Below are 23,873 nucleotides of genomic sequence, written 5' to 3' on the forward strand. Positions count from 1 at the left end.
GATGAAGCCGGGGCGCCAGCGTCTCGACAAATGGCTGTGGTTCGCGCGCTTCGCGCGGACCCGCACCCTCGCGGCGGGCCTTGTCGAGGCGGGATACGTCCGGGTGAACGGACGTCGGGCCGACGCGGCGGCCACCGCCATCGCGGTGGGCGACGTCGTCACCGTGGCGGCGGCCCACACCACCGCCCTGGTGCGGGTGCTCGACCTCGGCGAACGCCGCGGAGGTGCGCCGGAAGCCCAGACGCTCTATGCCGATCTCAACACGGCCTCCCTGGATACGACCGCCGTCGACACGCCGCCGGGCTGAACACCCCGTGTCCCCCGTACGACACCGGTGCCGTCGACTGCGCAGGGCCGGGTTGCCGCGCTTGTCAGCCCTTCGGCCAGGGTCTAGAGCCTGCCCCATCAGGCGGAGCGGGTACCCGCACCAGCCAAAGCGTCAACGGATTTGCAAGGCCATCGGGTCGGCGGGGTTTCCCCATCGCGGTCCGGGCCGGCGCGGATCGAGGACTGAAGGCCCCATGACCTACGTCGTCACCGACAATTGCATCAAGTGCAAGTACATGGACTGCGTCGAGGTGTGTCCGGTGGACTGCTTCTACGAAGGCGACAACATGCTCGTCATCCATCCCGACGAATGCATCGATTGCGGCGTGTGCGAGCCGGAATGCCCCGCCGAGGCGATCAAGCCCGACACGGAGCCGAGCCTCGAGACCTGGCTGAAGGTCAACGCCGACTACGCCAAGACCTGGCCGAACATCACCCAGAAGAAGGACGCCCCCGCCGACGCCAAGGAGTGGGACGGGGTCGCCGGCAAGTTCGAGGCGCACTTCTCGGCGAGCCCCGGCAAGGGAGACTGACGCGCATCGAGGGCGAACGACGCGCGTCGAGGGCGAACGAGAACCGGCTTCGACCGCCTGCCGCGCCCATGGCGCCGGGTGGATCGTCGCGCCCGGGAGACCGCGCCGGATGCCGGGTCGAACCGTCCGTTGCGTGCCGCTCCCGATGCCGCTCGCGCGTCCCGGCCTGCGTCAAAGCGATGCGATCGCCGGGGATTCGCGTTGGACGCCGGGTGAGCCTGTGCCGGCAATCCTTTGATTCGGCGGCACGATTGTGCTATGCCTATGGCCTGCCGTCGTTCGTGCCCGACGTGCTGCCTCCGGCCCTCGACAGATGGCTCTCTCGCAAGCTTGAGAAAACGAGGTCGCATGCGATCGACCGCTGGAGGCGCGTGGCGCCTTCGGCGGACGGTCTTTCGTTGCGCTGTGTCGGCTAGCCCGGGAATCCGTGGGTCCGGCCTCTTTCGAGGATCGGCTTCCGGCCAAGGGGCTGAGGCCGGGTGACCCACCCCGGGAGTTACGGTTCGGCGCGGCGATCGATTCCGCGCGATGTTCTGGAGGCGCTTCTCGCATGACCACAGCCAAGAAGACGACGGCAACGGGCCGGCAAGGCTTCAAGACCGGCGAAGCGGTCGTGTATCCGGCGCATGGTGTCGGCCGCATCACCGCCATCGAGGAGCAGGAGATCGCCGGGTACAAGCTCGAGCTGTTCGTCGTCTCGTTCGAGAAGGACAAGATGGTCCTGCGCGTGCCCACCGCGAAGGCCAACAGCGTCGGCATGCGCAAGCTCGCTGAGCCCGAGCTCGTCAAGAAGGCCCTCGACGTGCTCACCGGCCGCGCCCGGATCAAGCGCACCATGTGGTCGCGCCGGGCCCAGGAATACGAGGCCAAGATCAATTCGGGCGATCTGCTCTCGGTGACCGAGGTGGTGCGCGATCTGTTCCGCTCCGAGGCCCAGCCCGAGCAATCCTACAGCGAGCGTCAGCTCTACGAGGCCGCCCTCGATCGCATCGTGCGCGAGATTTCCTCGGTGAACCGCATCACCGAGACCGAGGCCCTCAAGCTCATCGAGCAAAGCCTGGCTAAGTCGCCGCGCCGCGCCAAGGGCGAGGCGGAAGCCGAGGGTGAGGCCGAGACCGACGAGATCCAGGAAGAGGCGGCCTGAGCCGCATCCGCGCCATCTGAATCGACACGAAGATCCGGGCCCGGCGCAGCAGCGCCGGGCTTTTTCGTACCGACCCCGGCTGCCCCTGCGCGGATCTGTATTCACCAAAGCGCGATGCGGGAACAATCGCCGCGACGCCTCCGTTGTCAGTCGCCACGCAAAGACTGTGTGTTCGCCCCCGACTGGGACGTTCCGATCTTGCGGCAGAAGCGAACGTTTCAACGAGGCGGAGGCGGGGATGGCGGACATCGCTGGGATACGGCGTCAGTTCATACGCACGGCGATGGAAGCGCCTTTCCTTGCCCGGGACGAAGAACGCGGCCTTGCCGTCCGCTGGAAGGACAAGCGCGACGAGCGCGCCCTGCACGGCCTGATCGAGGCCCACATGCGCCTCGTCATCGCCATCGCGGGCCGCTTTCGCCACTACGGCCTGCCGATGGCGGATCTGGTCCAGGAAGGCCATGTCGGTCTAATGGAGGCCGCCGCGCGGTTCGAGCCGGAGCGGGAAGTGAGGTTCTCGACCTACGCCACGTGGTGGATCCGCGCTTCGATCCAGGATTACATCCTGCGCAACTGGTCCATCGTTCGCGGTGGCACGAGTTCGGCCCAGAAGGCCCTGTTCTTCAATTTGCGGCGCCTCCGTGCCCGCCTCATGCAATCCACCGAGGAGCATGTCGGCGACGAGATCCACCGCCGCATCGCCACCGCCATCGGCGTCTCCCGCGAGGATGTTGCCCTCATGGACGCGCGCCTGTCGGGGCCAGACATGTCCCTCAACGCCCCCGTCGGCGAGGAGAGCGAGGCCTCGTCCGAGCGGATGGATTTCCTCGTGGACGGCGCGGCCCTGCCCGACGAGACGGTTTCGGCCCAAGTCGACGGCGAGCGTCGCCTGACCTGGCTCAACGAAGCCCTGGCCGTGCTGTCGGAGCGCGAACTGCGCATCCTCAAGGAGCGCCGTCTCGCCGAGGATCAGGCGACGTTGGAAGCCCTCGGCCTGCGCCTCGGGATCTCGAAGGAGCGCGTGCGCCAGATCGAGAACCGGGCCCTGGAGAAGTTGCGCCGGGCCCTCGCCGAGCGGTTCCCGCAGACGGCGGGCAACGTCTACGCCTGACGGCTCTCGAGCTCTCGTAGGCACGAGGCATATCGGTTGGATCTGGGCGTCGCGTCGGGTCGGATATCCGAGTCGGCGCCGTTTCCGTTTCTGAATGTGACACCCACGCAACAGCGTGAGGTTCGGTACAATTTTATCGATCCGGCATCTTTCGCTACCCGCGGCGGTCGCGTTACGCTCGGGCACGGAAGTGTGATCGAGCCGATGAACGACCGAGACCCCCTCCCCTGGAAATCGATCATGGTTCTGCCGACCCTGATCGCCCTCTCGGCCTCGGCGGTGCTGCTGGTCTCGCTTCACCACCGCCTGTCGGTCCAGGCCGCGATCGGCCTGTTCGTGGGCGCCCTCGCCGTGGTGGAGATCGGGTATCTGCTGATCCTCGTCGCCGTGAGCCGTCGCGACACGCCACGACGACTTCCCGTCTCGCGCGGGCGGTGACGGGTCCTCCCGGAAGCGCATTCCCGGTCTCGGATTGGTCAGTCCGTGAGCCCGGTTGGCCCGGGGGCGCCATCGTCTGGCATGCAGGCCTTCGCCTCGACGCCGCACGCCGCGCCGCCTGCCTCGCCCTCCTCGACCGCGACGAGACGCTCCGCGCCGACCGGTTCCTGCAGGCCCGCGACCGGGATCGCTTCATCGCGAGCCACGCGGCCCTGCGCCTCCTCCTGGCCGGCGCCCTGGAGGCGGAGGCGCGAACCCTGTCCTTCTCGGTCTCCGCGTTCGGACGGCCGAGCCTCGCCGGTGCGCAGGCCGGACGCCTCGACGTCAACCTGTCCCATTCGGGCGAGCACGCCCTCGTGGCCCTTTCGCCCACGGGGCGGATCGGGGTCGACATCGAGGTGCCGCGGCCGATGCCCGATGCCCTGCGGATCGCCCGCGCCCATTTCCATCCCCGCGAGGTCGCCGCCCTCGAAGCCCACGGATCCGACGGGGAGGCCGCGTTCTATGCCTGCTGGACGGCCAAGGAAGCCTTCGTGAAGGCGGTGGGGGCGGGCCTGTCGCGGCCACTGAACAGGTTCGCCGTCGCGGTCCCACCCGCCCCTGCGGCCCTGCTGGAGGTCGACGATGCGGATGGGCCGGCCTCCGCCTGGACCCTGGCCGCCCTCGCGCCGGCACCGGGCACGGTCGGCGCCGTGGCCCTCGCGATTCCCCGGGCGGCGATCGCCCTGGCGGCCCTGTCGCCCGACTGGGCCGACCGGATCGGCACCTGACCGTCGGCACATCGAAGAAAGCGCGCGGCCGGGCAACGATCCGCTTGCAGGCCGCCGTCGGCCTCGCTATAGGTCCGCTCGTCGGCGCAGCGCGCCGGCCTTCGGAGTGTAGCGCAGTCTGGTAGCGCACCACGTTCGGGACGTGGGGGTCGCAGGTTCAAATCCTGCCACTCCGACCAGTTTCCCCTAGGGGAGCGGTCTTCCCGGCTCAGAGAGCAACGGCCCGGCCACAGGTTCGGCCACAGGTTGGTGCAAGAACTGTTCAATCGGTCCTTCGAAACTCTGCCCGATCGACAGGCCGAACGTGCCCCTGAACCTCCATCCAAAATGCGTCACCCGGCTCGAAGAGCTGCTCACCGACGCGGTCGGGAAGCTCGAAGTCGCCTACGGTGTCATGCTCGGCTGGCAGAGCCTTGATGTCCTCTTGCCGCTTAACGACGTCGTCCCGGCGTTGGACAAGCTCCCCGTCCCGCTGAAGACCATGATCGACGAGCGTCCCGTTTCGGACTTCGCGGCCGATCGGATCGGGCGTCAGCTGTCCGTCGTGGGCACATACCGCGAGATGGGTGTCCCCGTGCCGGAGCCTCTCATCGGGCTCGCCTCCTTCGCCGATCCTGGCGCCATAGCGCGGCAGGTCGTCACGGACTTCGCATCCCTCCCGTGGGAATACCTCTTCAGCCTAAGGCTCCCACGCTCGATCGGCTCGGTCATGGCGACCGTGATCGATGAGACTGGGCGCATGGAGATCGGCGCCGGGGTTGCGCTCGTTCGTTCGAGTGACGTGCTGAAGGAGCAGTTCCCGCTGCCCCACCAGTCCTCGATGCTCATGGCGCTGACCTACGGAAGCGCTTGGGAGGAGGAAGGCGTCTACCTCCAGGTCCCGGTTTCAGGGTACGCCGACAAGTACGGCAGGACCGGCACGGTTATGCGCGCCGTTGAGACGCTGCAGACCTTCCTTGGGCTAGGCATGGCCCTGCGCATCTTCCAGTACCGGCCATCCTCTCAGATGCCTTTCGGGCCACCCCGCAGCTCCTACCACGTCCACCGGCGGGTAGACGGTGCATGGCACCACGACACCACCGTCGACCTTGAGGCGACGGTGGTGATGGGCTTGGAAGGGTTTCAATGCGTCGATGTCGGCCATCAGGTCGGGTACGGGATATTCGTCCGCCATGTTCGCGACCTAATGGCGACCTGTTTCTCCAATCCCAACGAGGCCAGCCGCATCATGCGCGCGGCCCAATGGCTGGCAGGTAGCTATACGAGCCGCAACGAGACGCTGTCGTTCGTGCAGGCCATGGTCGCGATGGAGATCCTCCTCGGGGACAAGAAGACCACCGATATGGTCGGAATCGGCGAGCTGCTGAGCAACAGGTGCGCCTACCTCATCGGGGATAGCCAGGCAGACCGGGAGGCCGTCCTCGCCGATTTCAGGGGGCTCTACTCCGTCCGGTCCGAGATCGTGCACAGCGGCAAGAGCCGCCTCACCTATTCGGAGCAGATCAAATTCCACCGACTGCTGAGCATCTGCCAACGCTCCATCAAGGCGGAGATCGATCTCCTGAAAAAAAACCAGCCGCGCTAGGCCGCCCGCTTCCGCGCCCTCCCGCCGAGGGCAGCGCGCGCCCCTTCCATGTGGGCCGGCGAATGGTGCCCGTACCGCCGCTCGATCATCTCGACCGTCATGCCGACGTAGCCGGCGAGTTCCCAGATATCCACGCCGGCCTGCATGCCCCAGGTCACGGCCGTGTGCCGGAGCGAGTGCCGCACGACGTCGTCGCCGAAGCCGAGGTCGTGGCACAGGTTGGCGAAGGACCGCTTCGTCGATCCGACCGGCTTCCCGTTCCACTCGATGACGTAGGTCTGGCCGAGGACGTGGTGCCAGCGCCAGAGGTGGGCAACGAGGCTGTCCGGCATCCGGACGGTCGGCGCCTTCTTGTTCTCCTTCTCCCGCGTGCCGAGCGCCTTGCGGTGAAAGATGGCCACCCGCTTCACCACCGGGACCTGGATCCGGCGCTCGTACTCGGCGCCGTCGACCACGACCTTCTCGATCCGGTCCTCGACGGACTTCTCGGTCTTCAGCTCCATCCACGGCTTGCCGACCTCCTTGATGAAGCTCGCGTTGCAGACGGGTCCCGACCTCGTGCCGGTGCGCAGGCCGACCAGAACGAATCGCGCCAGGTGGCGACCGACGAGCCGGCCGACGACCCTCTCGCCCTTGCGAGGGCCCGAGTGGACGGTCTGGACCTCGCGCTTGCGCCAGGCTCCGAACAGGATCCGGGCGGCCTCGGCGGTCGTCAGCCAGCGGTCCCGCTCCTCGCCCTTGGCCGGCAGGGTGACCCTGACGGCATCGCGAGTGAGGCCGTCGTCGACCGCGTCGTTGATGGCGGCGCGCAGGTCCTCAAGCTCCCGCCGGGCCCCGCCCTCGGAGACGACCCGCGCCTTCGTCGGCTTGGAGTGCCCACGGCGCAGCGGCTTGCCGTCGCCCGCGCGCGGCTCGCCGTCGCGGCCGAGACCCGCTCGGGCATGGGCCTTCCACGGCGTTCCGACGCGCGAGGTCACGTACTCGGCGCAGGTGGCGCTATCGACCTCGTCGAGCGTGCGGGTTCCCCACCAATCGAGCAGCGTCCCGATCCGCTGCGCCAGCTCATGGTGTCTGGACACGCCGCCCTTCACCTCGCCGGTCGTGGGATCGACCCGTCCCTTCTTCGCGGTCAGGTACCGATCGAGGACCTCGGCGATGAGGACCTCGTTGGCCGGGCGATTCTTACGGGGGCCGCCGGCCTCGTCCGGGGCGATGACGTGCAGGCCCGCCTTGTATTCGTCTAGGATTTCGAGCGCGCGGCGTTCCTCGTCCGTGCCAGAACTGCATCCAGTTGAGCGGATCTGCTTACCGCGGTGTACGATCCACCAGCGGCCGGACCTGTCGATCCCGTCGGCGTCGACGCGTCCGGGGCGCCACCAGATGTACGGGTTGCCGCGGCCGGTCTTGCCGAGGGACTTGGGCTTGCTTGCTCGCGGCTTGCGGGGCTTGGCCCCGATCCCTGGTGGCATCGTTCTCTCCATTCGCGCAGCTGGCGCCGCGTCACCTCGATGAGCCGTCCCCTGCGGTGGTGCCGGAGCTCCCCCCGGCGGATCGCCCCCCTGAGGTCGTCCACCGAGAACGTCGGGAACCGCATCATCCCGGCCCGCAGCTCCGGCGACCACGTCGCGGTTTCGAGGCCCAGCGGCTCGTCGTCGCCGGCGATCTCGGCGAGCGTCATCCGGCCCTCGCTCGCGTCGCGGGCGACGTCGGTGGACACCAAAATTTCGTACGTCGGCTTCGCGCTCATCCGGAGACGCTGACGCATTCTGTGGCCGCTTCCAATAGCGCCGGAGGTCGACGGTTAACGCGTCCGGGCCCGGCGGTCGCGGAGTCCGACTGCGCACCGCCCAGGCTTTCCTCAACCAAGATCCCGGGATCCTGTTGTCCCGGGACCCGAGCCCTGGCACTCTCGGGCTCTCAGGAGATCGACCCGTGAAATCGTTGCGCGCCCCCGTCCGCCCGTCCCGCTGACCCCCGGAGAGCCGCCGCGCGCGCCTCCGTTTTGGAGGCACCCATGGCCGTCACCTACCTGACCTCAGACACCCATTTTGGCCATGCCGGCATGATGTCCCCGCGGATGTCCGCCCGCCGGAATTTCCCGTCGATCGAGGCGCACGACGAGCACCTCATCGCCTCCTGGAACAACCGCGTCCGCCCCGAGGATCGCGTCCTCCACCTCGGGGATTTCGCCTACGGCTGCTCGATGAAGCACGCCGAATCCGTCTTCGCGCGCCTCAGGGGAAGGAAGACGCTGATCCGTGGAAACCACGAGCAGCGCGGCGAGCGGCTGCCCTGGGATGCGATCTACGACGTCCTGGCGATCTCGATCCAAGACACGGGCATGCTGAAGCCCGTCGACCTGTGGCTCTCCCATTATTGCCATCTGTCATGGCCGGATTCGCGCCGGGGCCGGATCCACCTCTATGGCCACAGCCACGGGGCGATCGCCCCGACGGCGCGGTCCTGCGACGTCGGAGTGGACCCCTGGGGCTTCCGCCCGGTGACGATCCCCGAGGTCATGGAGCTCCTCGGCGACATCGCGGCCCGGGAGCAGGGGGCGGTCGTCGCGGCCGAGCTCGCCGAGGCCGCATAGCCTCATTAGGAAACTGGCCCTGGAAACCCGTTTCCACCAACTAGGCGAACAGGTTGACCTGTTAGGAAACTCCCCGAGGCCGCGTAGACGGCCCGGTAAGGGAGGCCTGCTACGCGTGGGGGATGGCCAAGCCCAGAGAACGCATCATCCGAGCTCTACCCTACTACGGTCCCGGCCCGCTCACGGGCTCGAAGGAACTGCGGTCTCGGACGGTTTGGGTGGAGAAGCTTCCGGACGGGATCCCGGAGCTGGCGCATCATCCGGTGTTCCAGCTGGCTCCGCTGGGCGACGTCCGGCCCGCGATGCTGAAGCAGGAACGGCGCATCCTGAAGGCTGTCTACCTCAAGGAGGATGGCATTGCCGACGCCCTGATATGGACCGCAAGATACTGGCATCGGGACGAGACCTATAAGCTCGCCGTGACCGACGACGCCCTGTTCGATCCCTATTTCCACGCCGTCCGAGCTGCGGAAAACCGGTTCACGCCATACACCCATTGGATCGGAATGACCCGGGATCGGGTGTGGCGGTCGGGAGGCGGTGAGCGGGACCATGAGATCCTCGCCCAGTACCTCCACTTGGTCGATCGCCTCGATCGACATGGAACCCCCCTGCCGCCCGAGCCGCAGGGGCCGATCCCCGACGAGGACGAGGAAGCCCTCTCCAGGCTCGCGCTCTAGTAGGCCCCGTAGTACCGATTGATCTCGATGTGATGGGATCCCAGCGCGAGCTGGGCGATCTCAATGGCTTCCGGATTGCCGTAAACGACCGCTTCCAGCGCTTGGCGGTGCAGCCAGTTCTCCGTCGCGAAGGCAACGGACTGCTCGTACTCGACCACCTGCTCGATACCGCCGAGCAGGGCCCGGACGGCCGCCTGGTCGAACGATGGTCGGTCCGCGGCGTCCGTCCAGCAGATGACGCGGTACCCCAACGATCGCTCCGTGCCCTCCTCATAGAACCCGTCGCGGAAGCTTCCCCGCACCAGGCGGACGGGCTCGCCCTCATTCCCCTCGTACACGTAGGCCCAGGCGGCCTTCACGTCGCTCAGGCCTTTGAAGCCGACGTGCCAGGACGTCTCGTTCGTGGTCATGGTCACTCCCCCTTGATGCGGGCTGCGAGGGCCCGGGCGCGCTTGGCGTCCGCGGCGAGATCGTCGGCCCGCTCGGCGAGGAGCTTGGCGAGGACCGGGCCGACCCATTCGGGGATAGGGCGGGACTGGTCCTTCTGGAGCTTCCCCTTCTCGGGATCGGGTTCGAGCGACCACCGGTAAGGGAGCCGGGGATCGACGGTGTCCCGGGGCCCGTCGGGGTGATATTGCCCCAAGACTTTGGCCAGGGGGCGCTTCCACTCAGGACCCATCAACAGCAGGCCCGCCTCGATGAGGCTCTTGCGGTCGAGGCTCACAGTGAGTTCGCCAGCTGGGCGACGCGGGCGCGCGCCTTGGCCAGGCCCTGACGCTCGCCGTGGTCGAACGCCAGGTCGTGCGTCCGGATCAGCAGAAGCACGGTGTCCCTCCCGAGGCCGCGCGGGATGACGAGGAGCGCATCCTCGCCGTCGGCGTCGTAGATGCACAGGTCGTTGCCGTAGTACCCGGGCCGGATCTCTCGGCCGCCGCCGAGGTCGCCGATGGTGGCGATCTCCAGCATGTCGGCATGGATGACGTGGGAATCCCTCATCCGCTCACGGGCGGAGAACAGGGAGCCGGAGAGGTTCAGGGTCGGGTTGGCGACCTGACGCTCGTAGAGCTCGATCCAGGCGATGGTGTTCCGGTAGGCCATGACGGCGGCGGTCTTGAGCTGGGCGTTGTCCTGCAGCGCCTCGATGTCCGGGGCGACCGCGGGGACCCGGCAGTCGGCCCGCATCTCGTCGAGGATCCGCATCACGCCGTCGTCGTCGAGGCGGTCGGTCTCCATCACGGAGCCGAAGGGCGTCGCGGCGAACGGGCCGATCGAGGCATAGGCGTTCATGGGTGTAGTCCTTCGCGTAGGGCGGCGTACCGGCCCGGGGATGCGTGGGAATGGTGGAGGCCGGGGGTCGGACCCGGCCGGGTCGAGCGGTGGGTCAGGCGGCCTCAGACAGGGCGGTCTCGGCGCCGGGGCCGGCGTATCCCGGCCACCTGATTTCGCGGGGGATCCACCCCGTCGGGACGACCGTGTCCATGGCGATGGCGACGATCTCGCCCTTCTTCAGCTTGCGGGCGTGCGCCGCTGCGTCGGCCCCGCATGCCTCCTCAATCGCCGCGAGCGTCACGGTCTTGGGAGCCGACCCGAAGAAGCCGGCGGCGTCGAACCGGTCGACGAGGCGTGCCGACAGCACGTCCGCCTTGACGCCCCCGGCGAGGGCCTGGATTGACGGGTTGTCCGCAGGGCAGCGCGCCGAGCTCCGAAGGTCGACGCCGCGGGCGAGAACTCGACCGAGCGCCGTCAGGATGTCGGCATCCGGCATCGTGAGGTATCGGGCGAACAGGACGTCGAACGTCTCGCCATCTCCCGCACTCGCCTTGTCGGCACCGAGCCCTTCGAGGCGTAGGCGGATGGGGGCGCCCCATTTGCTGCCGCACGTGGCGCCGGCGAGCAGCCCGGCAAGAGCGACCCGGGGCGCCGTCTCGAAAGAATCCTGCACCGCCTCGGTCAGCTGGATGGAGAGCCGCTCGACCAGGGCGGCCGACAGGGCCTTCCCCTCGGGCTCCTCCGTCCCACCGGCCGCGGCGGCCGAGGCCTTGGCCGCCTTCACGTCCTCCGGGCGCAGGACGAACTCGCGGACGCTGATCGTGCCGTCGTAATTCCACGAAACCACGCATCCGGACCGGGCTCGATCGTCGGGGCCGGGCTGCGTGAGGAGGGAGGCCTCGATCGCGTGTGCCTCGGCGATCGCGGCCTGGATGGCCGCATCCTCGACCGAGTCGTCGTCGTCGTGTGCCTCCAGGAACGCCTCGATCTCCCGGAGCCGGGCTGCCTCGGCCTCGGTCGGCTCGCGTCGGGACGAGCGCAGGGTCGACCACATGTACCGAGCCTCGGACGGAAGGTCGTCCTCGGTCTCGGCCCATGCCCAACCGTCGGCCCGGAGCTCATCCCGACGGGCGACCAAGCGCTCGTCGGAAAGGCGCTTGAGAAGGGCCGGATCGCTCACGGCCGTCTGGTCGCCGAACAGGTCCTTCACGACATGGCCGCCGGCTGCCTTGAAGGCATCGAGGCCTACGCGCTTCAGCATGGTCGCCGTCGAGTGTCCGGCGCCGAGTTCATCGCGAACCTGGTAAGCGTGGATGGAACCGCGTTTGGAAAGCTTGTCGAACGCTAGCTCCTGAACTTCGACCGAGGGGGCCAACGTGAACGCCTTCACGTCGTCGATGTTGAGCTTGCCGGCTCTCCAGGCATCGAGGATGCACGGGGCGACCGAGCCCAGCGCCAACAGCTTCTTCACGTGAGGGAGCGAGACGCCGAACCGGGTGGCGATCTCCTTCGGCTTGAGGCCGGTCTGCTCCATCTCGGCGTATGCCGCGACTTGGTCGGCCTCGTGCATCGGCGCCTGGTTGATGTTGGCGGCGAGCCCGGCCTCGCGGGCGGTCGCGGCGTCGCGCACGACGACGTCGATCTCGTGGTCCTCGGCGATCGTTCCGGCCGCGGCGAGGCGCAGCAACGCGGCCAGCCGGCGATTGCCGTCGGCGACGTAGCGCAGGTCACCCGACGCCACGACGACGAGCGGCTGGAGCAGGCCGACCGAGGCGATCGAAGCCGCCAGCTCATCGAGGCCGTCCTCTCGACCAGAGACGCGCACGTTGCAGACGCCCGCAGGCGCGCCCTCGTCGTGGCCGTGGCGCAGCTTGTTGAGGGGCGTAAGGGGGAAGCTGTTCTTGACCAGGCCGGGGATCGCCTTCGCCACTGCGCGGTCGATGGAGGCGTTCGCCTGCTGCTGCTGGGCGGGGGTGGGCACCATGGTCGGCTTCGAGGCGGCCTGCTCGGAGGGCTCGTCGTCCAGGTTGTGCGAGTGGACATCCTCGATGAAGCTCGCGAGGCGCCGGCGCACGTCGGCGAAGTCGCTGGCGTAGTGGGCGAACCCGCTGTCGGAGACCTCCCACTGCCCGCGCACGCGGTTCACCGAGATGGCGTTGTCCGGGTATGCGGCCTCGATGGCGCGCATCAGGAGGCTGACGTTCGGGGCGCGCTCGATGCGCGAGACGGCGGCGTTGAGTTCGGATTTCGTCATGGCGAGGTGACCCTTCGTTGAGAGCGGCAATGCCTGCTCATGTGTGTAGATTGACACACATGGCTAACGATTGTCAAGCTTGGTCAGACGAGCCCTGCAAGGGCGTCCGCGTCCTCGGCCGGAATTTCGGCGTGTATCTCGGCGGGGGTGGCGATGGCCCTGGCGACGTAATCGCCGGGCAACATGGCGGGGGCGACCGGCGACAATGGCCCAAGGTCGAGGGCACGGATGCCGCCGGGGCCACCCCCTCGCGTGACGGGCGGATTCTCTACGAGACCCCGCAGGATTATGGAGGTGTTCGAGAGATCCTTCCGCCATTTCTTCAGCTCACGCCTGCTCATCGCATGACGGTGATGGGCGTCTGAGATCATGGGCGCGACTGCGGATACGGTGCGGTCGTGACAGATCTCCGGGAGCCGGTCCCTGATTAGATAAAGCGTGCCCGCCACGATATCCGGCCCGTCCCGCACCATGCATCTGACGATGTGCTGGATCTCGTCGTCGGCCTTGCGCCGAGCTTTGAGGTCGAGCGTCGCGTGGAGCCGGGACATCCGCTGCTCCGCCGCGTACTGCGCGGCCTGCATTTCTGGCGGAAGGCCGCGGATCCGGATCGTCTGGAACCCCCTCCTGGGATCGAGGATGAAGCTGGGCTCAGTCCGGACGCGACGCCACTGGGGCGGTCCGTCAGATCCGGGTACCTCCGTGACCAGCTGGAGCTTCTTGCTCCAGTGCAGGAGGCTGGCGGTGCCCTCCCAATGGGCGAGTATCACGGTGCCCTCTGGGATCGCATCCCAGCCTTCGCCCAAACCCCTGTTGCGCATCAGGTGCGCCCACCGGGGCACGAGCTCCTCAGCACCCAGTACGTCATCCTCCTCGAAGATCGTTTGGATGTCGTTGTCGACGAAATACTGCCAGCGAGGGCCATGGCCGCGGGAAGGGTACCTCGGCACGGCGAGGGACGCATCGAAGGCGGCTTGCATGGCGGCATGGGACACATCGGGCATTGAAATCTCGTTCAGGACTGGGGGACGGGACGGGCCGACGGCATCACTCGCGGCGGGGGCAGGCCCTGGCGCGGGCCGGCCCAGGCGATGGGCTCCTCGGGCAGGGCAGGCGCCGGAGCCGCGTTGGCCGCGACGATGGCTTCGTAGGTCCCGATCGCGACGCGCATCGCCGCCGCGACGATGCGGTCGGCCTCGGCGATCTCGTCGCGCAGCGGGATCGAGGGACGGGCAGCGAGGGCGTCCCGGACGGCGATCCGGGATGCGATGAGCCTCTCGCGCAGGAAGGGCCCGCGCAGGGTGTCGAGGTCGGAGGGGACGGCGCCGGTCACGCGGCCCTCCTGTGCGGCACGAACCCGACGGAGAACGAATCGGGGATCTTCCTCCGGTAGACCGTCGTGCAGAGACGGGCATGGGCGGGGCACCGGGAGGACCCAAGCTCCGTCGAGTGGCCGCAGCAACTCGCGTCGATCCGAGGGTCGTTGGCGATAAACTTACACTCGCCATAGCGCAGGTCCTCGATCGCCACGCGCCGGGATTCCGGGAGATGAGACGGCCGCGGTGCGGGCGGGACCGGCGCGACGGCCTTCGGCACCGGTGCCGGCGCCGGGACTGGTTTCGGCTTCGGCTTCACGGCCGGATCGCGCTTCGGCCGCGTCTTCCCCTTCGTGCCCGAGGGCAGCATCTTGGGGAGCGCCGGGCCCCTGAACGACAAACCGAGCCGGTGCATTTTGGCGATGACGGCCTTGCGGCTGATGGCCAGGCCGAACCTGGCGTTCAGGGCCTCGGCGACGTCAGCCGCGGAGGGCGTCGTCGGCCACAAGGACACGGCCATCTCGACCGCCTCCGGGCTCCAGTGGCCCTTCGGCAGGACGCCGGGCGCGAGGGGGATCTTCCTCGTCACGCGACGCCCTCCTGCACGGGGGCCTCGGCGTAGACGTGCTCAAGGCGGACGAGACCGAGGGGGCGGAGGACCGCCGCCCCGGGCGTCCTGCGTCCCTTGACGACGTCCCCGAGGTAACTCGGGGAGATCCGATTGGCCCGGCCCCAGGCGGTGGCGCCGCCCGCCTCCTCCATCCGCGCCTTGAGGCGCTCGCGCACTTGCTCGGTCGTCAGCATCTCATCCTCCTGCGATGTGCAAGAGATGCTGCGAATTGGCGAGTACGCTAGATGCGCGGATGCGCTTTTTTGGGATAGATGCTTGTCAACCCCAAAGATCACGCTCGGTTAATGGTGTGGAAGTGCAATCTGAACTTTGTTCAAGTTGGAGTGTGTAACGACTTTCCCGAGCCATTCCCTGGGAGAAACGTGCAGCGACCCATTCCCATGGGCGTGCCCAGGGATGCGCCCCGATTTTCACAGGATTTCGCTTGTGCGGCGGACCGACGCACCCCCCCGAATCCAGCGGGAATCCAGCCTCGGGGAATCGAGGATGCGCTGGTGGGATGCGTCCTGTGGCCGGACATTGGATCCCGGGACACATAACGGGAGACACGATATGGACAGGGCAGCCAAGGCAGCGCAGGCGCTCGCGCGCATGCTGGACGCCTTCTATCGAGCGCTGGTGGCGCTGATCATGGGGCTGCTCGGCCTCGTCGGGATCTCGCCCAAGGCAACCGGCGGCGGCCTCGCCCGCGCCGTCGCCGAGCAGGTGAGCGACGTGGTCGAGGAGCCCCGCGCGGAGCTCGGCGAGGCGGTCAAGGAGAGGACCCTGCAGATGCGCGGGATGGCGCCCTCGGAGACGCTGATCCCCCTGCCTGCGGCCGTCGAGGATTGGCTCATGGGGCTGTCCCCAGCGGACCTAGCCACTTTGACGACGATGCCCTCGTCGATGGTGGAGCAGCACGTGACGAGCGGAGCGAACGGGCAATTGCGCAGTCTCGGCTTCGTTCTACCGACGGCGCCGGCGCCCGCCCGCCCGGTCGCCGACACGCCGTCGCGCACGGCGGCTGTCGCGGTGGAGGCCGCTCACCATTTCGATATCGAGCACCTCATCGAGCAGCTCGTTCCAGCTCCGACGCTGCGGCCTCGATAAGGGAGATAGCGCGCGCGTACGCGAGGGCCGCCGTCGATCGGCGGCCCTCCGCATGTGTTGGCCGATGCACGGGCGGGACGGACGGTGAGGGCTAACCCTCCCCCGGATCCCGCTGCACATGACTGCCTCCGAGCTCCAGGAACACCGCGACGAGCTCGCCCCGCTCAAGGACGCCCGGGCCCGCCGCCTCGGTAGCAAGGGCCTGGTGAAGTCGGCCGGCAGCGGCGGCGAGAACGTCACCCGGGAGTTCGGATCCTTCGCGGATCTGAAGGGGAGGATCGCCGAGCTTGAGGCGCTGATTCGATTTGGAGAGGGTCGCTACGGCGCCCTGCATCTCCGGTGAGGAACGGCGTCCAGACCCTGCCTGCGCTCGTCCGCGCCGACGGCATGACCCCCCTCACGCGCGAGGCGGCCTACGGCGACAGCCGCTGGCCGGGCGCGTCCCGTGGCCGGGCCCATCGCGACTGGCGCGTCTCGGCCGGATCCGCCGACGCCGACAACAACGGCGAGATCGACATCTCGGCGTTCCGCGGCCGTGACCTGGAGCGGTCGGAAGGCGTCATCTACGGGGCGATCCAGACGCAGATCCAGTCGATCGTCGGCGCGGGCCTGCAGGCGGTCCCGACGCCCGACTGGGTGACGCTCGGCAAGAGCAAGAAGTGGGCGGACGCCTGGAGCCGGATCGTCCGGAACAAGTTCCGGAATTGGTCCAACACGAGCGACTGCGACGCGTCGCGCACCGAGTCGCTGGGTTTCCTGGCGGGCGAGCTGCTGACCTCGACCATGATCAGCGGGAGCGGCGTCGCCGTCCCGTACTACCTGCCCGACAACGGCCTGACCCGCTACGGGACCTGCTTCCGCGTCGTCGAGGCCGACCGCGTCTGCAACCCGAATTTCGGAGCGGACACCGACACGCTGCGCCGCGGCATCCACATCGATCCCGAGACCGGCGCGCCCCTCGGCTACTGGCTCTGCTCAAGGCATCCCGGCGACGCGCTCGGGCTGCTCGCCAGCGGCGTTAAGCGCGAGTGGACCTACGTGAAGGCCTTCACGTCGTGGGGCCGGCGCAGGCTGATCCACGTCTATCCCCGCCGCCGCCCCGAACAGTCGCCCGCATCGTTCAGGACACCATGGAGGGCGTCGAGCGCGACGCCGGCGCCCCGCCCCAGATCCCGGACCTGAAGGACGGCATCGCGCCGCCCGTGTTCGGGACCGACGAGGGCGGCGGCAGCAGCCGGCTGGACAGCGGCTCGATCTCGACCGTCCCGGACGCGCTCGACACCGGCCCCGCCATGCGGGGACAGCCCAACGCGTTCGCCTGGCGGCCCATCACGCAGGCCGAGATGCTGGCCTACCGCGAGAGCTACAGCGACCTCGGCACGATCGCGGCCAACGGGCTCGCGACCCTCGACCCGAACGAATCGACCAATTTCGTCATCCGGGCCGCCGGCGCCATGAGCATCGCCATCGGGCCCGCGGCCGTCCCGCCCAACCTCGACCCGTCGGCGCCGACGCCGCAGTTCCTGCTCGGGCTGAAGGTCTGGGTCTACCGGCCGAAGGGCTCGGTGGTAACCTGGTCGAGCGTGAAGTGGAGCAAGACCGTCACCGATCCCGCCGGCGACGGATCCAAGCCCAGCCTGCTCGCGGCCGCGGCGGCCGACGGCTGGGACAGCTACACGTTGGTCGTGTTTCCCTTCGCGACGTTCGGCTACCTCGCCGGCCCCGCCTATCCCGCCTGAGGTCCCATGCTGCTGCGCCGCCCTGATGCTCAACCCGATCGCCTCCGCGGCCGCGGTTCGCGTTGCCGGGCAGTACGTGACGGCGGCCCAGACCCTCTACACCGTGACCTGGGACAAGGCCCTCGCGCGGCTGACCTTCCGCCAGGTCGCCGGCGGCCTGAACACAGCGGTGTCCAGCGGATCCCAGACCGTGTCGATCACGGGGGGCAAGCTCGGGGTGTTCGACGTCGGGAGCACCGGCCTGGCGGAGAAGCCGTCGGCGACCTACCCGATCCCGACCACGCCGTCCGGCTACTCCGTGCTCGGCCGCAACGCCAACGGCGACAGCCTGGTGACCCGCACGGTCAACAACGTGCCCGAGTACCACATCCGAAATTTCATCACGTCGGCGGTCGGGCCTCCCCTGCTCGCTACCGTGCTCGCACCGTCGGACAAGGCGTTCAACACCGGCGACGGCTGGCTCGTGCCGATCCCGCAGGCCAACGGGACCAAGGCCGGGCAGAACACCTGGAACTACCAGCCGACGAACCAGGGCGGGCCCGGCGTCGGCTACAACCGCCTCATCGTGAACTACGCCGCCGATTCGACCGGGGCCACGCCGCTGGGTAGGATCGGCGCCAACGCGATCGTCGACCTGCCCTTCAGCGGCGTGCCCCGCACGCTGTCCCGGGCCAACACGGTCTTCGCCTGGTCCGTCAACCTCGGGGCCGCGGGTCTGGCCTTCTGCCGGGCGGGCTTCCTCTACATCCCGGCGCAGGTCACGGTCGACGAGATCGACATCGTGGCCACGACGGAGCCCGGGGCCTTCTCGGGCACGACCAAGGCGACGGTCTCGAAGTCGACTTCCACCTGGTACGGACTGATTCGCGCGGACCTGACCGGGGCGAACTTCATCCCGCTCTCGCGATCCTACAACCAGCGGCTCGCCGTGCCGTGCGCGAACTTCGGCGGCGGCGTCTACGTGGCCGTCGGCGTTGCGCCTTGGACGACGTCGAGCGACACGACGGTGGGTCAGGCCAAGCTGCAGGCTGAGGCGATCACCGGGAACGTCGCGGCCATGTTCCGGAAGCGGAACGACATCACCGGCGACACGGCCTACCTCAAGACCGTGTCGGTGCCCGAGGGCGAGGTCATCCGCGACGCGCTCGCGCCCACGAGCCTGCCCCCGAACCTGCTCGGGATCCCGCACCTCAACGCCCTGGTGGCCTGGGGCGACCCGCAGGGCGGGCGCCAGTACATCGACTTCAACCGCGTGCAGATCAGCTTCGACGGCGGGGTGACGTGGACGACCGCCACGCTCTTCACGAACGCCTTCGCGGGGTCCACGCCGGTCCAGAACAATCCGGACATGGGCGACTTCCGCACGGCCGTCCCGCTGTTCCTCGTCTAGAGCCTGCCGCGGTACGTGACCGCCGCCCCGAAGGCGCCGAGCAGGGCCGCGGCCGCCGCCTGGGTGACGATGTCGAGGAAGGGGAAACGGGCCTCGTAGTGGATCTCGTGGACGATCAGCGCGAGGATCTCCATGTGGCCGCCCCGGTCCCGGATCAGGGCCGGCGGCTCGCCCTCCTTCAGGGTCACCCAAGCGACATCCGGATCCATCATCGCCTGCGAGATGTAGCCGTCGGGCATGTTGCCGTAGGCATCGAGCGTCGCGTCTGCCCCCGGCACGATCGGGCCCTCGGACGTCGTCGCGACGTCGCCGGGCCCGCGGTCGCCGCCGTAGACCTGGTACTGAAGGTACTCGGCCTGATCCCGCTGGATCCGGACGAGGGCTCCCGCCTTGGGGCCCGTGGCGCCGACGACCGCGGGCAGGACCTGAACGCCCTGCAGCGTGAAGGGATTGGGCCTGTCGAGATACTTGGGCATCGCCTCGACGACGGCCGCCTTCGCCGCGTTGGCCGCGACGTTGATGGCGTCCACGAAGGCGGGGGCGACCTTCTGGTCGACGTAGGCCCGCGCCTTGCCCCGGAACGTCGCGGTATCGACCTGAATGCTCGTCTTCATGCCCGGAGCGTCCCCCGGGGCCGTGCATCGGCCAACACAGGCCAGGCCGACGGCGGCGCGACGTCGTGCCGAATTGTGCGCACCCGGTAAGGCACAACGCCGGGGCCGTGACGCACCTCGGAAAACCCGTGACCCGTCATGCGGTTTCTTGCTTGGGGCGATGGCACAATGCCTCCATGAACATTCCGCACCCCACCTCGCCCCCCGCCGCCGGCCCCAAGGCCCGCTACATCCGATCCTCCGGGCCCGCGCGCGCAGCGCGTGTCCGCCGCGAGAACGCCGAGAGGCAGCGGCTCCTGCGCGACCGGCGCCGGGAGAACGGCGCGCCCGATCCGAACGCCCTCGATCGCTCGATCGTTGACGCCCTCCGCAGCATCCTGCTGCGCTGCCCGGACAGCCTGTCTATGCCCGTCGACCCGGCGCTCATCCTCAGCCTGACGCGGGAGCATCTGCTCATCCGCTCGATCAAGGCGCGCGAGCTCGATCCGGACGCGCCGCTGCTCGACGGCGAGGCCGTGTCCGATGCCTTGCGCAGGCGGTTGCTGGAGAAGCCGAAGCGCCCCGTCGCGACCCGCTGAGCGTGTTACGGCATAACTTGAGAACGGCGTTGCAGTCCATAACTGTAACGGGGGGACGCCAGAAGGGTGTCCGAAAGTATAGACATCCACGCGCTGCGTTAACCCGAGGCCAGGGATAACCCCGGTTTCAGGCCGGGATCGGGCCGGGGAATTCTTGACGGCAGGGTGAGCCCAGGCGCCTTCTATGAGGGTGAGATCGCCCCGCTGGAGGAAGCCCTGATGAGCCACGCCGCCCACGTCCACCAACTCGTCGAGGGCATCGGCTTCCAGGTCGCCGGCTCTCTCGTCGGTGCCGCACGCCAGCATGCCGCCGTCCGCGAGAACCGCCGGCTCTCGGACCTGGAGGCCGTCGAGCGTCTGGTCGCCGAGCTGGACCGGGCCCGCCGGATCGCGGCGCAGGCTCAGGCCGAGACCCGCCGGCTCCGGACGGAGATCGCCGCTCACGCCAACGAGACGGTGGCCCAGCGCCACCGGGCCGAGCGCGCCGAGACCGCGTGCGTGCGCTACGCCAAGGCCCTCGGGATCGTCTGAGGCCCGAGCTCGCGAAAACCCGTTCGGTCGCCGACGGCGCCGAGATCGTCCCGCCTGAACTCGAACGCCGCGGCCGCCGCGGCGTCGAGCGTTCCCCCGAGCCCGAGCAGGGCATCGCCCCAGGCCAGCATCAAAAGGTTCGGCGAGGCCTGCGGCACGGCCCGGCGCATCGCCGCGCAGGCCTCCGCCGGATCGCGCCCGGACCATGCGGCCGCGACCAGCGCCAGGGCCGGGGACCGGGACAGACCGGCCGTGCACTGAACCAGGATCCGGTGCGGGCGGACATCGTCGAGCAGGTCGAGCAGCGCCGCCAGGTGGGCCCGCCCCGGGGCGTCGGCCCATGCCCCGTCCTCGGTGTCCCGGCAGGGTAGGAGCAGGTGCGGCCGGTCGAAATAGCCGCCGACGGGATGGCGCGGGGAGAAGGCCGAGACGATCGCCTGAGGTCCCCAATCGAGGACGGCGGACGGCAGCGCCTCGATGCTGCAGGTCGCGATCCGCATGCCCGTCACTCGTCGTGGGCGCGCGACCGGCCCATCCCGGACTTCCTCATGATCCCGCGGAAGTCGACCTTCTGCGAGGCCTTGCCGGCCACGCCCACCTCGGCCGGGCGCTCGACGGCGCCCTCCATCGCCATACTGGTGCGCAGGCCCTTGGGCAGGGCGACGGCGCTGGACCGCCCGGCCGGGGCGGCATCCTCCCGGACCGCGACGACGCCGGGGACGAGGATCGCCTCGGCGGCCGCGGGCGGGACGTAGCTGGCGGGGCGCACGATGTTCGACACGAGATCCTCCTCGGTGACGGGACGCAGGTCACCCTTGGCGAGCCGCCGGGTCCGGAGCTTTGTCATCTCCAGCTTGAGCTCGTCGGCATGGGCCTGCAGCGCGGCCTCCTCGCGGACGAAGTCGGCCTCGGACCAATGCGACCACCCGACCATCTCGGCCATGGCGCGCGCATAGTTGGCGCAGTCCAGCGCCTCGCCTCGGCCGCCCTTGACCGTCTGCCAGACGGCGACGGCCTTGTTCGTCCGCTTGTTCTTGTGGGTCGTGTACTCCTCCGAGACGAGCTGCTCGCACCAGTCGAGGGTGACGTCGTTGGGAAGGCTCACGTAGCCGGGCGCCATCTCCTCGCCCTCGCGCGGGGCGGGCAGCGCCAGGTAGTTGTAGAGCTCCAGCTTCAGCATGCCGACGCCGAGCACCCACGTGATGAAGCCGCCGTCACGGGTCCACCGGCCGTCGTCGGTCTTCTCGCGCCAGAACGACTGCTGCAGGATCAGCGCGTCTACCTTGGGGCTGCCGCGGATCGCGACGATGAACTCGGGATCCTGCTTGCGGACCCAGGGGATCACCACCTCGGGCCACTTGCCGCGGTCGGCCGCGGACCGGCGGAGCTGGAGTACCGCGCCGAGGGGATGGACGTAGCGCCGCTGCAGGAAGGTCTCGGCCTGGTCCCACGTCTCCGGGTCGCTCTTCGAACCACGGATTCGCACGTGCTCGACGAGGTGGCGGCGCCCCTTCCGGCCGTAGCCCCATACGCCGATTTCGATGTGGTCCTGCCCGACGTCGATGCCGGCGCACAGGAACAGCACCCATGGCGGGATCTCCCGCATGGCGTAGGGCGAGGCACTGGCCCGCTGGTAGAGCAGCTCGTGGTCCGGACGGTCCGTCGTATCCTGCCAGGGCAGGCCCCACGTCTGGTTCCAGAGGGTCTTGGACGCCTCGTAGTTCCCCTCGGCCGCCTCGACGTCCCGGGCGATGTCGGCCCAGCTCTCCCACCCCTCGGGCGAGTACAGGGCCGGCAGGTAGTAGCTCCGCGGCGTGCCGGGCTTGGCGTCCTTGACCTTGGGGATCCACTCGCCGGCGGCCAGCATCTCGGTCTTGGTGATGGCCTCCTCGATCGGCAGGCCGCACTTCACGTTCTCGCAGACCATGTGCGCGGTCTCGGGACGCCCCTTCTCGAACCGGAACAGCTCCTTGTTGAACACGGTCATGTGCCCGCACCCGTGGGGGCACGGCATGCGGTACTCGCGCTGGTCGCCCGAGAGGTAGAGCGGCGCGATGACGGACCGGCTCTGCATCGCGGGGGTGCAGTTGGCGAACACCTTGGCCCGGCGGCCGAAGGTCTTGATGCGCCGGATGACGATCTTCGTGGCGTTGCCCTGCCCCTCCAGGTCCGGCTCGAACTCGTCCGGCTCCTCGAACACCACGACCTTCGCGGGCATGGACTTGAGAGGGTTCACGGCGCCGGCGCCGACCAGGCGCAGGATGCCGCCGGGGAAGACCTTGAGCAGGATCGTGTTGCCGCCGGCCGCGCCCTTATTCGAGGGGAGCTTCTCCTTGGTCGCCTCGCAGTTCTGGATCAGCGGTTCGAGGCGCTGCTTCGAGTACAGCTCGGCCGCGCCCACGGTCGGGCAGACGACGAGGCAGGGCCCGCCGCCGACGGCTATCATGTAGAGGAGGAAGGCGAGCCCGGCCTGGCTGGCGCCGATCTGGGATCCCTTCATCAGGATGGTGGTGACCACCGGCGACGACGGGCTGAGGTTGGTCAGGATCTCGCGCAGGTAGGGGGTGCGCGAGATGTCGTACCGGCCGGCCTCGGCCGCCATCTCGGACGTCAGCACCACGTTCCGGTTGGCCCACTCCCAGACCAGTTCGGCCGGGTCGAGGCCCATGCCCTTGAACCAGGCGTCGAGGATGTCCTGCGACCCGGGGAAGCGCTCCAGCTTGGCCACGGCGGTCATCCGAAGATTTCCGTCTTGATGGTGTCGAGGTGCTGCTCGACGTGCTTGCGCTGGTATTTGTCCAGGACCTCGTAGACCTTGAAGGCGTCGTCGAGGCCGAGCTCGGCGGCGATCTGGGCGTAGAACTTGTCGGTGAACTGGAGGGACCCGTCCCGGAAGCTGCGGGCGAGCGTCTGCACCAGGCCGGTGGTCGACAGCTTGCCGATCGAGGCCCCCTCGTCCTTCTCGCGCTTGATCTTCTCCCGGCGGTACTTCTCCACCAGGTGGGCGGTCTTCACCTTGTTGATGTCCGCCGTCGGGCCCATCGACACCGGCGAGGGATCTGCGGGGGCCCCCCCCACGGCGGCCGGCGCCGGGGCCGAGGGGCGGTCCCGCTGCATGGCCGGGTCGGTGTTGCTGGCGTAGAGGGCCTTGGCCTTCTCCACGTCGAACGATCCGTCGGGCAGCACGGCGCCGGCCAGCCGGGTGGCCTTGGCCTTCCGGACGGCTCCCTCGCTCATGCCGAGGATCTTGCCGAGCTGCCTGCCCGAGACGCCTGCCATGG

29 protein-coding genes and 1 tRNA gene are annotated in these 23,873 nt (G+C 68.8%); 17 read left to right on the plus strand and 13 right to left on the minus strand.

Annotated features, from left to right (window positions below; genetic code table 11):
- The first annotated feature begins 1 nt into the window (after window position 1).
- The 8 genes from ASF52_RS11720 to ASF52_RS11755 all read left to right on the plus strand — a co-directional run bounded on the left by ASF52_RS11720 (window position 2) and on the right by ASF52_RS11755 (window position 5,908).
- Complete coding sequence (locus ASF52_RS11720) at window positions 2-307, plus strand: RNA-binding S4 domain-containing protein (RefSeq protein ID WP_056171960.1); 306 nt, start codon at window positions 2-4, stop codon at window positions 305-307.
- Window positions 308-521: 214 nt separating this feature from the next.
- A complete protein-coding gene (fdxA, locus tag ASF52_RS11725) occupies window positions 522-860 on the plus strand; it encodes a ferredoxin FdxA (protein WP_056171963.1) in 339 nt (112 codons plus the stop codon).
- A gap of 550 nt (window positions 861-1,410) precedes the next feature.
- On the plus strand, window positions 1,411-2,004 hold the full coding sequence (locus ASF52_RS11730; RefSeq protein ID WP_056171965.1) for a CarD family transcriptional regulator: 594 nt from the start codon (window positions 1,411-1,413) through the stop codon (window positions 2,002-2,004).
- Between the two features lie 238 nt (window positions 2,005-2,242).
- Window positions 2,243-3,115 carry an RNA polymerase factor sigma-32 gene (locus ASF52_RS11735; protein WP_056171967.1) on the plus strand — a complete coding sequence of 291 codons (873 nt, stop codon included), beginning with the start codon at window positions 2,243-2,245 and terminating at the stop codon, window positions 3,113-3,115.
- Window positions 3,116-3,355: 240 nt separating this feature from the next.
- On the plus strand, window positions 3,356-3,553 hold the full coding sequence (locus ASF52_RS11740; protein ID WP_156368810.1) for a hypothetical protein: 198 nt from the start codon (window positions 3,356-3,358) through the stop codon (window positions 3,551-3,553).
- A complete protein-coding gene (locus ASF52_RS11745) occupies window positions 3,550-4,323 on the plus strand; it encodes a 4'-phosphopantetheinyl transferase family protein (RefSeq protein WP_056171971.1) in 774 nt (257 codons plus the stop codon). The genes ASF52_RS11740 and ASF52_RS11745 overlap by 4 nt, the downstream gene beginning before the upstream one ends.
- 102 nt (window positions 4,324-4,425) lie before the next feature.
- Window positions 4,426-4,502, plus strand: a tRNA-Pro gene (locus ASF52_RS11750).
- A 125-nt stretch (window positions 4,503-4,627) separates the two neighbouring features.
- Entirely contained in the window at window positions 4,628-5,908 is a 1,281-nt protein-coding gene (locus ASF52_RS11755; RefSeq protein ID WP_056171973.1) for a HEPN domain-containing protein, read from the plus strand.
- Here the strand turns inward: ASF52_RS11755 and ASF52_RS11760 are convergent.
- Window positions 5,905-7,377: a hypothetical protein gene (locus ASF52_RS11760; RefSeq protein WP_056171975.1), complete on the minus strand. Its 1,473-nt coding sequence runs from the start codon at window positions 7,375-7,377 to the stop codon at window positions 5,905-5,907. The genes ASF52_RS11755 and ASF52_RS11760 overlap by 4 nt on opposite strands.
- Window positions 7,378-7,922: 545 nt before the next feature.
- Between ASF52_RS11760 and ASF52_RS11765 the strand changes: the two genes are divergently transcribed.
- Window positions 7,923-8,501, plus strand: coding sequence for a metallophosphoesterase (locus ASF52_RS11765; RefSeq protein ID WP_056171977.1), 579 nt, complete (start codon window positions 7,923-7,925; stop codon window positions 8,499-8,501).
- Window positions 8,502-8,623: 122 nt separating this feature from the next.
- Window positions 8,624-9,181: a hypothetical protein gene (locus tag ASF52_RS11770; RefSeq protein ID WP_156630102.1), complete on the plus strand. Its 558-nt coding sequence runs from the start codon at window positions 8,624-8,626 to the stop codon at window positions 9,179-9,181.
- Here ASF52_RS11770 and ASF52_RS11775 read toward each other — a convergent pair.
- The 8 genes from ASF52_RS11775 to ASF52_RS11810 form a co-directional block, all read right to left on the minus strand.
- A complete protein-coding gene (locus ASF52_RS11775; protein ID WP_056171983.1) occupies window positions 9,178-9,591 on the minus strand; it encodes a hypothetical protein in 414 nt (137 codons plus the stop codon). The two genes, ASF52_RS11770 and ASF52_RS11775, sit on opposite strands and share 4 nt — an antisense overlap.
- Window positions 9,592-9,593: 2 nt before the next feature.
- Window positions 9,594-9,905, minus strand: coding sequence for a hypothetical protein (locus ASF52_RS11780; protein WP_056171985.1), 312 nt, complete (start codon window positions 9,903-9,905; stop codon window positions 9,594-9,596).
- Window positions 9,902-10,468 carry a hypothetical protein gene (locus ASF52_RS11785; RefSeq protein ID WP_056171987.1) on the minus strand — a complete coding sequence of 189 codons (567 nt, stop codon included), beginning with the start codon at window positions 10,466-10,468 and terminating at the stop codon, window positions 9,902-9,904. The genes ASF52_RS11780 and ASF52_RS11785 overlap by 4 nt, the downstream gene beginning before the upstream one ends.
- Before the next feature lie 94 nt (window positions 10,469-10,562).
- Window positions 10,563-12,704, minus strand: a complete 2,142-nt coding sequence (locus ASF52_RS11790; protein ID WP_056171989.1) for a ParB/RepB/Spo0J family partition protein — start codon at window positions 12,702-12,704, stop codon at window positions 10,563-10,565.
- Window positions 12,705-12,787: 83 nt separating this feature from the next.
- Complete coding sequence (locus ASF52_RS11795; protein ID WP_056171991.1) at window positions 12,788-13,708, minus strand: hypothetical protein; 921 nt, start codon at window positions 13,706-13,708, stop codon at window positions 12,788-12,790.
- An 11-nt stretch (window positions 13,709-13,719) separates the two neighbouring features.
- Window positions 13,720-14,037 (minus strand): hypothetical protein, encoded by a 318-nt coding sequence (locus ASF52_RS11800; protein ID WP_056171993.1) that lies wholly within the window; start codon window positions 14,035-14,037, stop codon window positions 13,720-13,722.
- Window positions 14,034-14,609 (minus strand): GcrA family cell cycle regulator, encoded by a 576-nt coding sequence (locus tag ASF52_RS11805; protein WP_056171995.1) that lies wholly within the window; start codon window positions 14,607-14,609, stop codon window positions 14,034-14,036. Before ASF52_RS11805 ends, ASF52_RS11800 begins: the two co-directional genes overlap by 4 nt.
- Window positions 14,606-14,824: a hypothetical protein gene (locus tag ASF52_RS11810; protein WP_056171997.1), complete on the minus strand. Its 219-nt coding sequence runs from the start codon at window positions 14,822-14,824 to the stop codon at window positions 14,606-14,608. Before ASF52_RS11810 ends, ASF52_RS11805 begins: the two co-directional genes overlap by 4 nt.
- A gap of 379 nt (window positions 14,825-15,203) precedes the next feature.
- On the opposite strand from ASF52_RS11810, the gene ASF52_RS11815 reads away from it, so the two are divergent.
- The 5 genes from ASF52_RS11815 (at window position 15,204) to ASF52_RS11835 (ending at window position 18,869) form a co-directional block, all read left to right on the plus strand.
- Window positions 15,204-15,740: a hypothetical protein gene (locus ASF52_RS11815; RefSeq protein ID WP_056171999.1), complete on the plus strand. Its 537-nt coding sequence runs from the start codon at window positions 15,204-15,206 to the stop codon at window positions 15,738-15,740.
- A 118-nt stretch (window positions 15,741-15,858) separates the two neighbouring features.
- Entirely contained in the window at window positions 15,859-16,083 is a 225-nt protein-coding gene (locus ASF52_RS11820) for a hypothetical protein (protein WP_056172001.1), read from the plus strand.
- A complete protein-coding gene (locus ASF52_RS11825) occupies window positions 16,080-16,922 on the plus strand; it encodes a phage portal protein (RefSeq protein ID WP_056172003.1) in 843 nt (280 codons plus the stop codon). Before ASF52_RS11820 ends, ASF52_RS11825 begins: the two co-directional genes overlap by 4 nt.
- Window positions 16,871-17,479, plus strand: coding sequence for a hypothetical protein (locus ASF52_RS11830; protein ID WP_056172005.1), 609 nt, complete (start codon window positions 16,871-16,873; stop codon window positions 17,477-17,479). The genes ASF52_RS11825 and ASF52_RS11830 overlap by 52 nt, the downstream gene beginning before the upstream one ends.
- A 25-nt stretch (window positions 17,480-17,504) precedes the next feature.
- The gene (locus tag ASF52_RS11835; RefSeq protein ID WP_056172007.1) at window positions 17,505-18,869 is read left to right on the plus strand and encodes a hypothetical protein; all 1,365 of its coding nucleotides are present in this window, start codon (window positions 17,505-17,507) and stop codon (window positions 18,867-18,869) included.
- Here the strand turns inward: ASF52_RS11835 and ASF52_RS11840 are convergent.
- Window positions 18,866-19,483: a hypothetical protein gene (locus ASF52_RS11840; RefSeq protein ID WP_056172009.1), complete on the minus strand. Its 618-nt coding sequence runs from the start codon at window positions 19,481-19,483 to the stop codon at window positions 18,866-18,868. The two genes, ASF52_RS11835 and ASF52_RS11840, sit on opposite strands and share 4 nt — an antisense overlap.
- A gap of 176 nt (window positions 19,484-19,659) precedes the next feature.
- Here ASF52_RS11840 and ASF52_RS11845 point away from each other — a divergent pair, with 176 nt between their 5' ends.
- Together ASF52_RS11845 and ASF52_RS11850 are read left to right on the plus strand one after the other, a co-directional pair.
- Window positions 19,660-20,061, plus strand: a complete 402-nt coding sequence (locus ASF52_RS11845; RefSeq protein WP_056172012.1) for a hypothetical protein — start codon at window positions 19,660-19,662, stop codon at window positions 20,059-20,061.
- Between the two features lie 165 nt (window positions 20,062-20,226).
- A complete protein-coding gene (locus tag ASF52_RS11850) occupies window positions 20,227-20,592 on the plus strand; it encodes a hypothetical protein (RefSeq protein WP_156630106.1) in 366 nt (121 codons plus the stop codon).
- On the opposite strand, the gene ASF52_RS11855 is transcribed toward ASF52_RS11850, so the two are convergent.
- The 3 genes from ASF52_RS11855 to ASF52_RS22965 are packed head-to-tail and all read right to left on the minus strand — an operon-like array spanning window position 20,565 to window position 23,871.
- The gene (locus tag ASF52_RS11855) at window positions 20,565-21,092 is read right to left on the minus strand and encodes a hypothetical protein (RefSeq protein ID WP_156630108.1); all 528 of its coding nucleotides are present in this window, start codon (window positions 21,090-21,092) and stop codon (window positions 20,565-20,567) included. The two genes, ASF52_RS11850 and ASF52_RS11855, sit on opposite strands and share 28 nt — an antisense overlap.
- A gap of 5 nt (window positions 21,093-21,097) precedes the next feature.
- The gene (locus tag ASF52_RS11860; protein WP_056172018.1) at window positions 21,098-23,329 is read right to left on the minus strand and encodes a phage terminase large subunit family protein; all 2,232 of its coding nucleotides are present in this window, start codon (window positions 23,327-23,329) and stop codon (window positions 21,098-21,100) included.
- Window positions 23,326-23,871 carry a hypothetical protein gene (locus ASF52_RS22965; protein WP_056172019.1) on the minus strand — a complete coding sequence of 182 codons (546 nt, stop codon included), beginning with the start codon at window positions 23,869-23,871 and terminating at the stop codon, window positions 23,326-23,328. The genes ASF52_RS11860 and ASF52_RS22965 overlap by 4 nt, the downstream gene beginning before the upstream one ends.
- Between the last annotated feature and the right edge of the window lie 2 nt (window positions 23,872-23,873).

The organism is Methylobacterium sp. Leaf112 (assembly GCF_001423295.1).
Taxonomy (GTDB): domain Bacteria; phylum Pseudomonadota; class Alphaproteobacteria; order Rhizobiales; family Beijerinckiaceae; genus Methylobacterium.

Coding starts and splice junctions, on each gene's coding strand:
- ASF52_RS11820 (WP_056172001.1), top strand. CDS start 15,859: ATGACTGCCTCCGAGCTCCAGGAACACCGCGACGAGCTCGCCCCGCTC.
- ASF52_RS11860 (WP_056172018.1), bottom strand. CDS start 23,329: ATGACCGCCGTGGCCAAGCTGGAGCGCTTCCCCGGGTCGCAGGACATC.
- ASF52_RS11795 (WP_056171991.1), bottom strand. CDS start 13,708: ATGCCCGATGTGTCCCATGCCGCCATGCAAGCCGCCTTCGATGCGTCC.
- ASF52_RS11765 (WP_056171977.1), top strand. CDS start 7,923: ATGGCCGTCACCTACCTGACCTCAGACACCCATTTTGGCCATGCCGGC.
- ASF52_RS11720 (WP_056171960.1), top strand. CDS start 2: ATGAAGCCGGGGCGCCAGCGTCTCGACAAATGGCTGTGGTTCGCGCGC.
- ASF52_RS11740 (WP_156368810.1), top strand. CDS start 3,356: ATGGTTCTGCCGACCCTGATCGCCCTCTCGGCCTCGGCGGTGCTGCTG.
- fdxA (WP_056171963.1), top strand. CDS start 522: ATGACCTACGTCGTCACCGACAATTGCATCAAGTGCAAGTACATGGAC.
- ASF52_RS11735 (WP_056171967.1), top strand. CDS start 2,243: ATGGCGGACATCGCTGGGATACGGCGTCAGTTCATACGCACGGCGATG.
- ASF52_RS11810 (WP_056171997.1), bottom strand. CDS start 14,824: ATGCTGACGACCGAGCAAGTGCGCGAGCGCCTCAAGGCGCGGATGGAG.
- ASF52_RS11770 (WP_156630102.1), top strand. CDS start 8,624: ATGGCCAAGCCCAGAGAACGCATCATCCGAGCTCTACCCTACTACGGT.
- ASF52_RS11775 (WP_056171983.1), bottom strand. CDS start 9,591: ATGACCACGAACGAGACGTCCTGGCACGTCGGCTTCAAAGGCCTGAGC.
- ASF52_RS11730 (WP_056171965.1), top strand. CDS start 1,411: ATGACCACAGCCAAGAAGACGACGGCAACGGGCCGGCAAGGCTTCAAG.
- ASF52_RS11815 (WP_056171999.1), top strand. CDS start 15,204: ATGGACAGGGCAGCCAAGGCAGCGCAGGCGCTCGCGCGCATGCTGGAC.
- ASF52_RS22965 (WP_056172019.1), bottom strand. CDS start 23,871: ATGGCAGGCGTCTCGGGCAGGCAGCTCGGCAAGATCCTCGGCATGAGC.
- ASF52_RS11785 (WP_056171987.1), bottom strand. CDS start 10,468: ATGAACGCCTATGCCTCGATCGGCCCGTTCGCCGCGACGCCCTTCGGC.
- ASF52_RS11840 (WP_056172009.1), bottom strand. CDS start 19,483: ATGAAGACGAGCATTCAGGTCGATACCGCGACGTTCCGGGGCAAGGCG.
- ASF52_RS11830 (WP_056172005.1), top strand. CDS start 16,871: ATGGAGGGCGTCGAGCGCGACGCCGGCGCCCCGCCCCAGATCCCGGAC.
- ASF52_RS11845 (WP_056172012.1), top strand. CDS start 19,660: ATGAACATTCCGCACCCCACCTCGCCCCCCGCCGCCGGCCCCAAGGCC.
- ASF52_RS11835 (WP_056172007.1), top strand. CDS start 17,505: ATGCTCAACCCGATCGCCTCCGCGGCCGCGGTTCGCGTTGCCGGGCAG.
- ASF52_RS11760 (WP_056171975.1), bottom strand. CDS start 7,377: ATGCCACCAGGGATCGGGGCCAAGCCCCGCAAGCCGCGAGCAAGCAAG.
- ASF52_RS11790 (WP_056171989.1), bottom strand. CDS start 12,704: ATGACGAAATCCGAACTCAACGCCGCCGTCTCGCGCATCGAGCGCGCC.
- ASF52_RS11855 (WP_156630108.1), bottom strand. CDS start 21,092: ATGCGGATCGCGACCTGCAGCATCGAGGCGCTGCCGTCCGCCGTCCTC.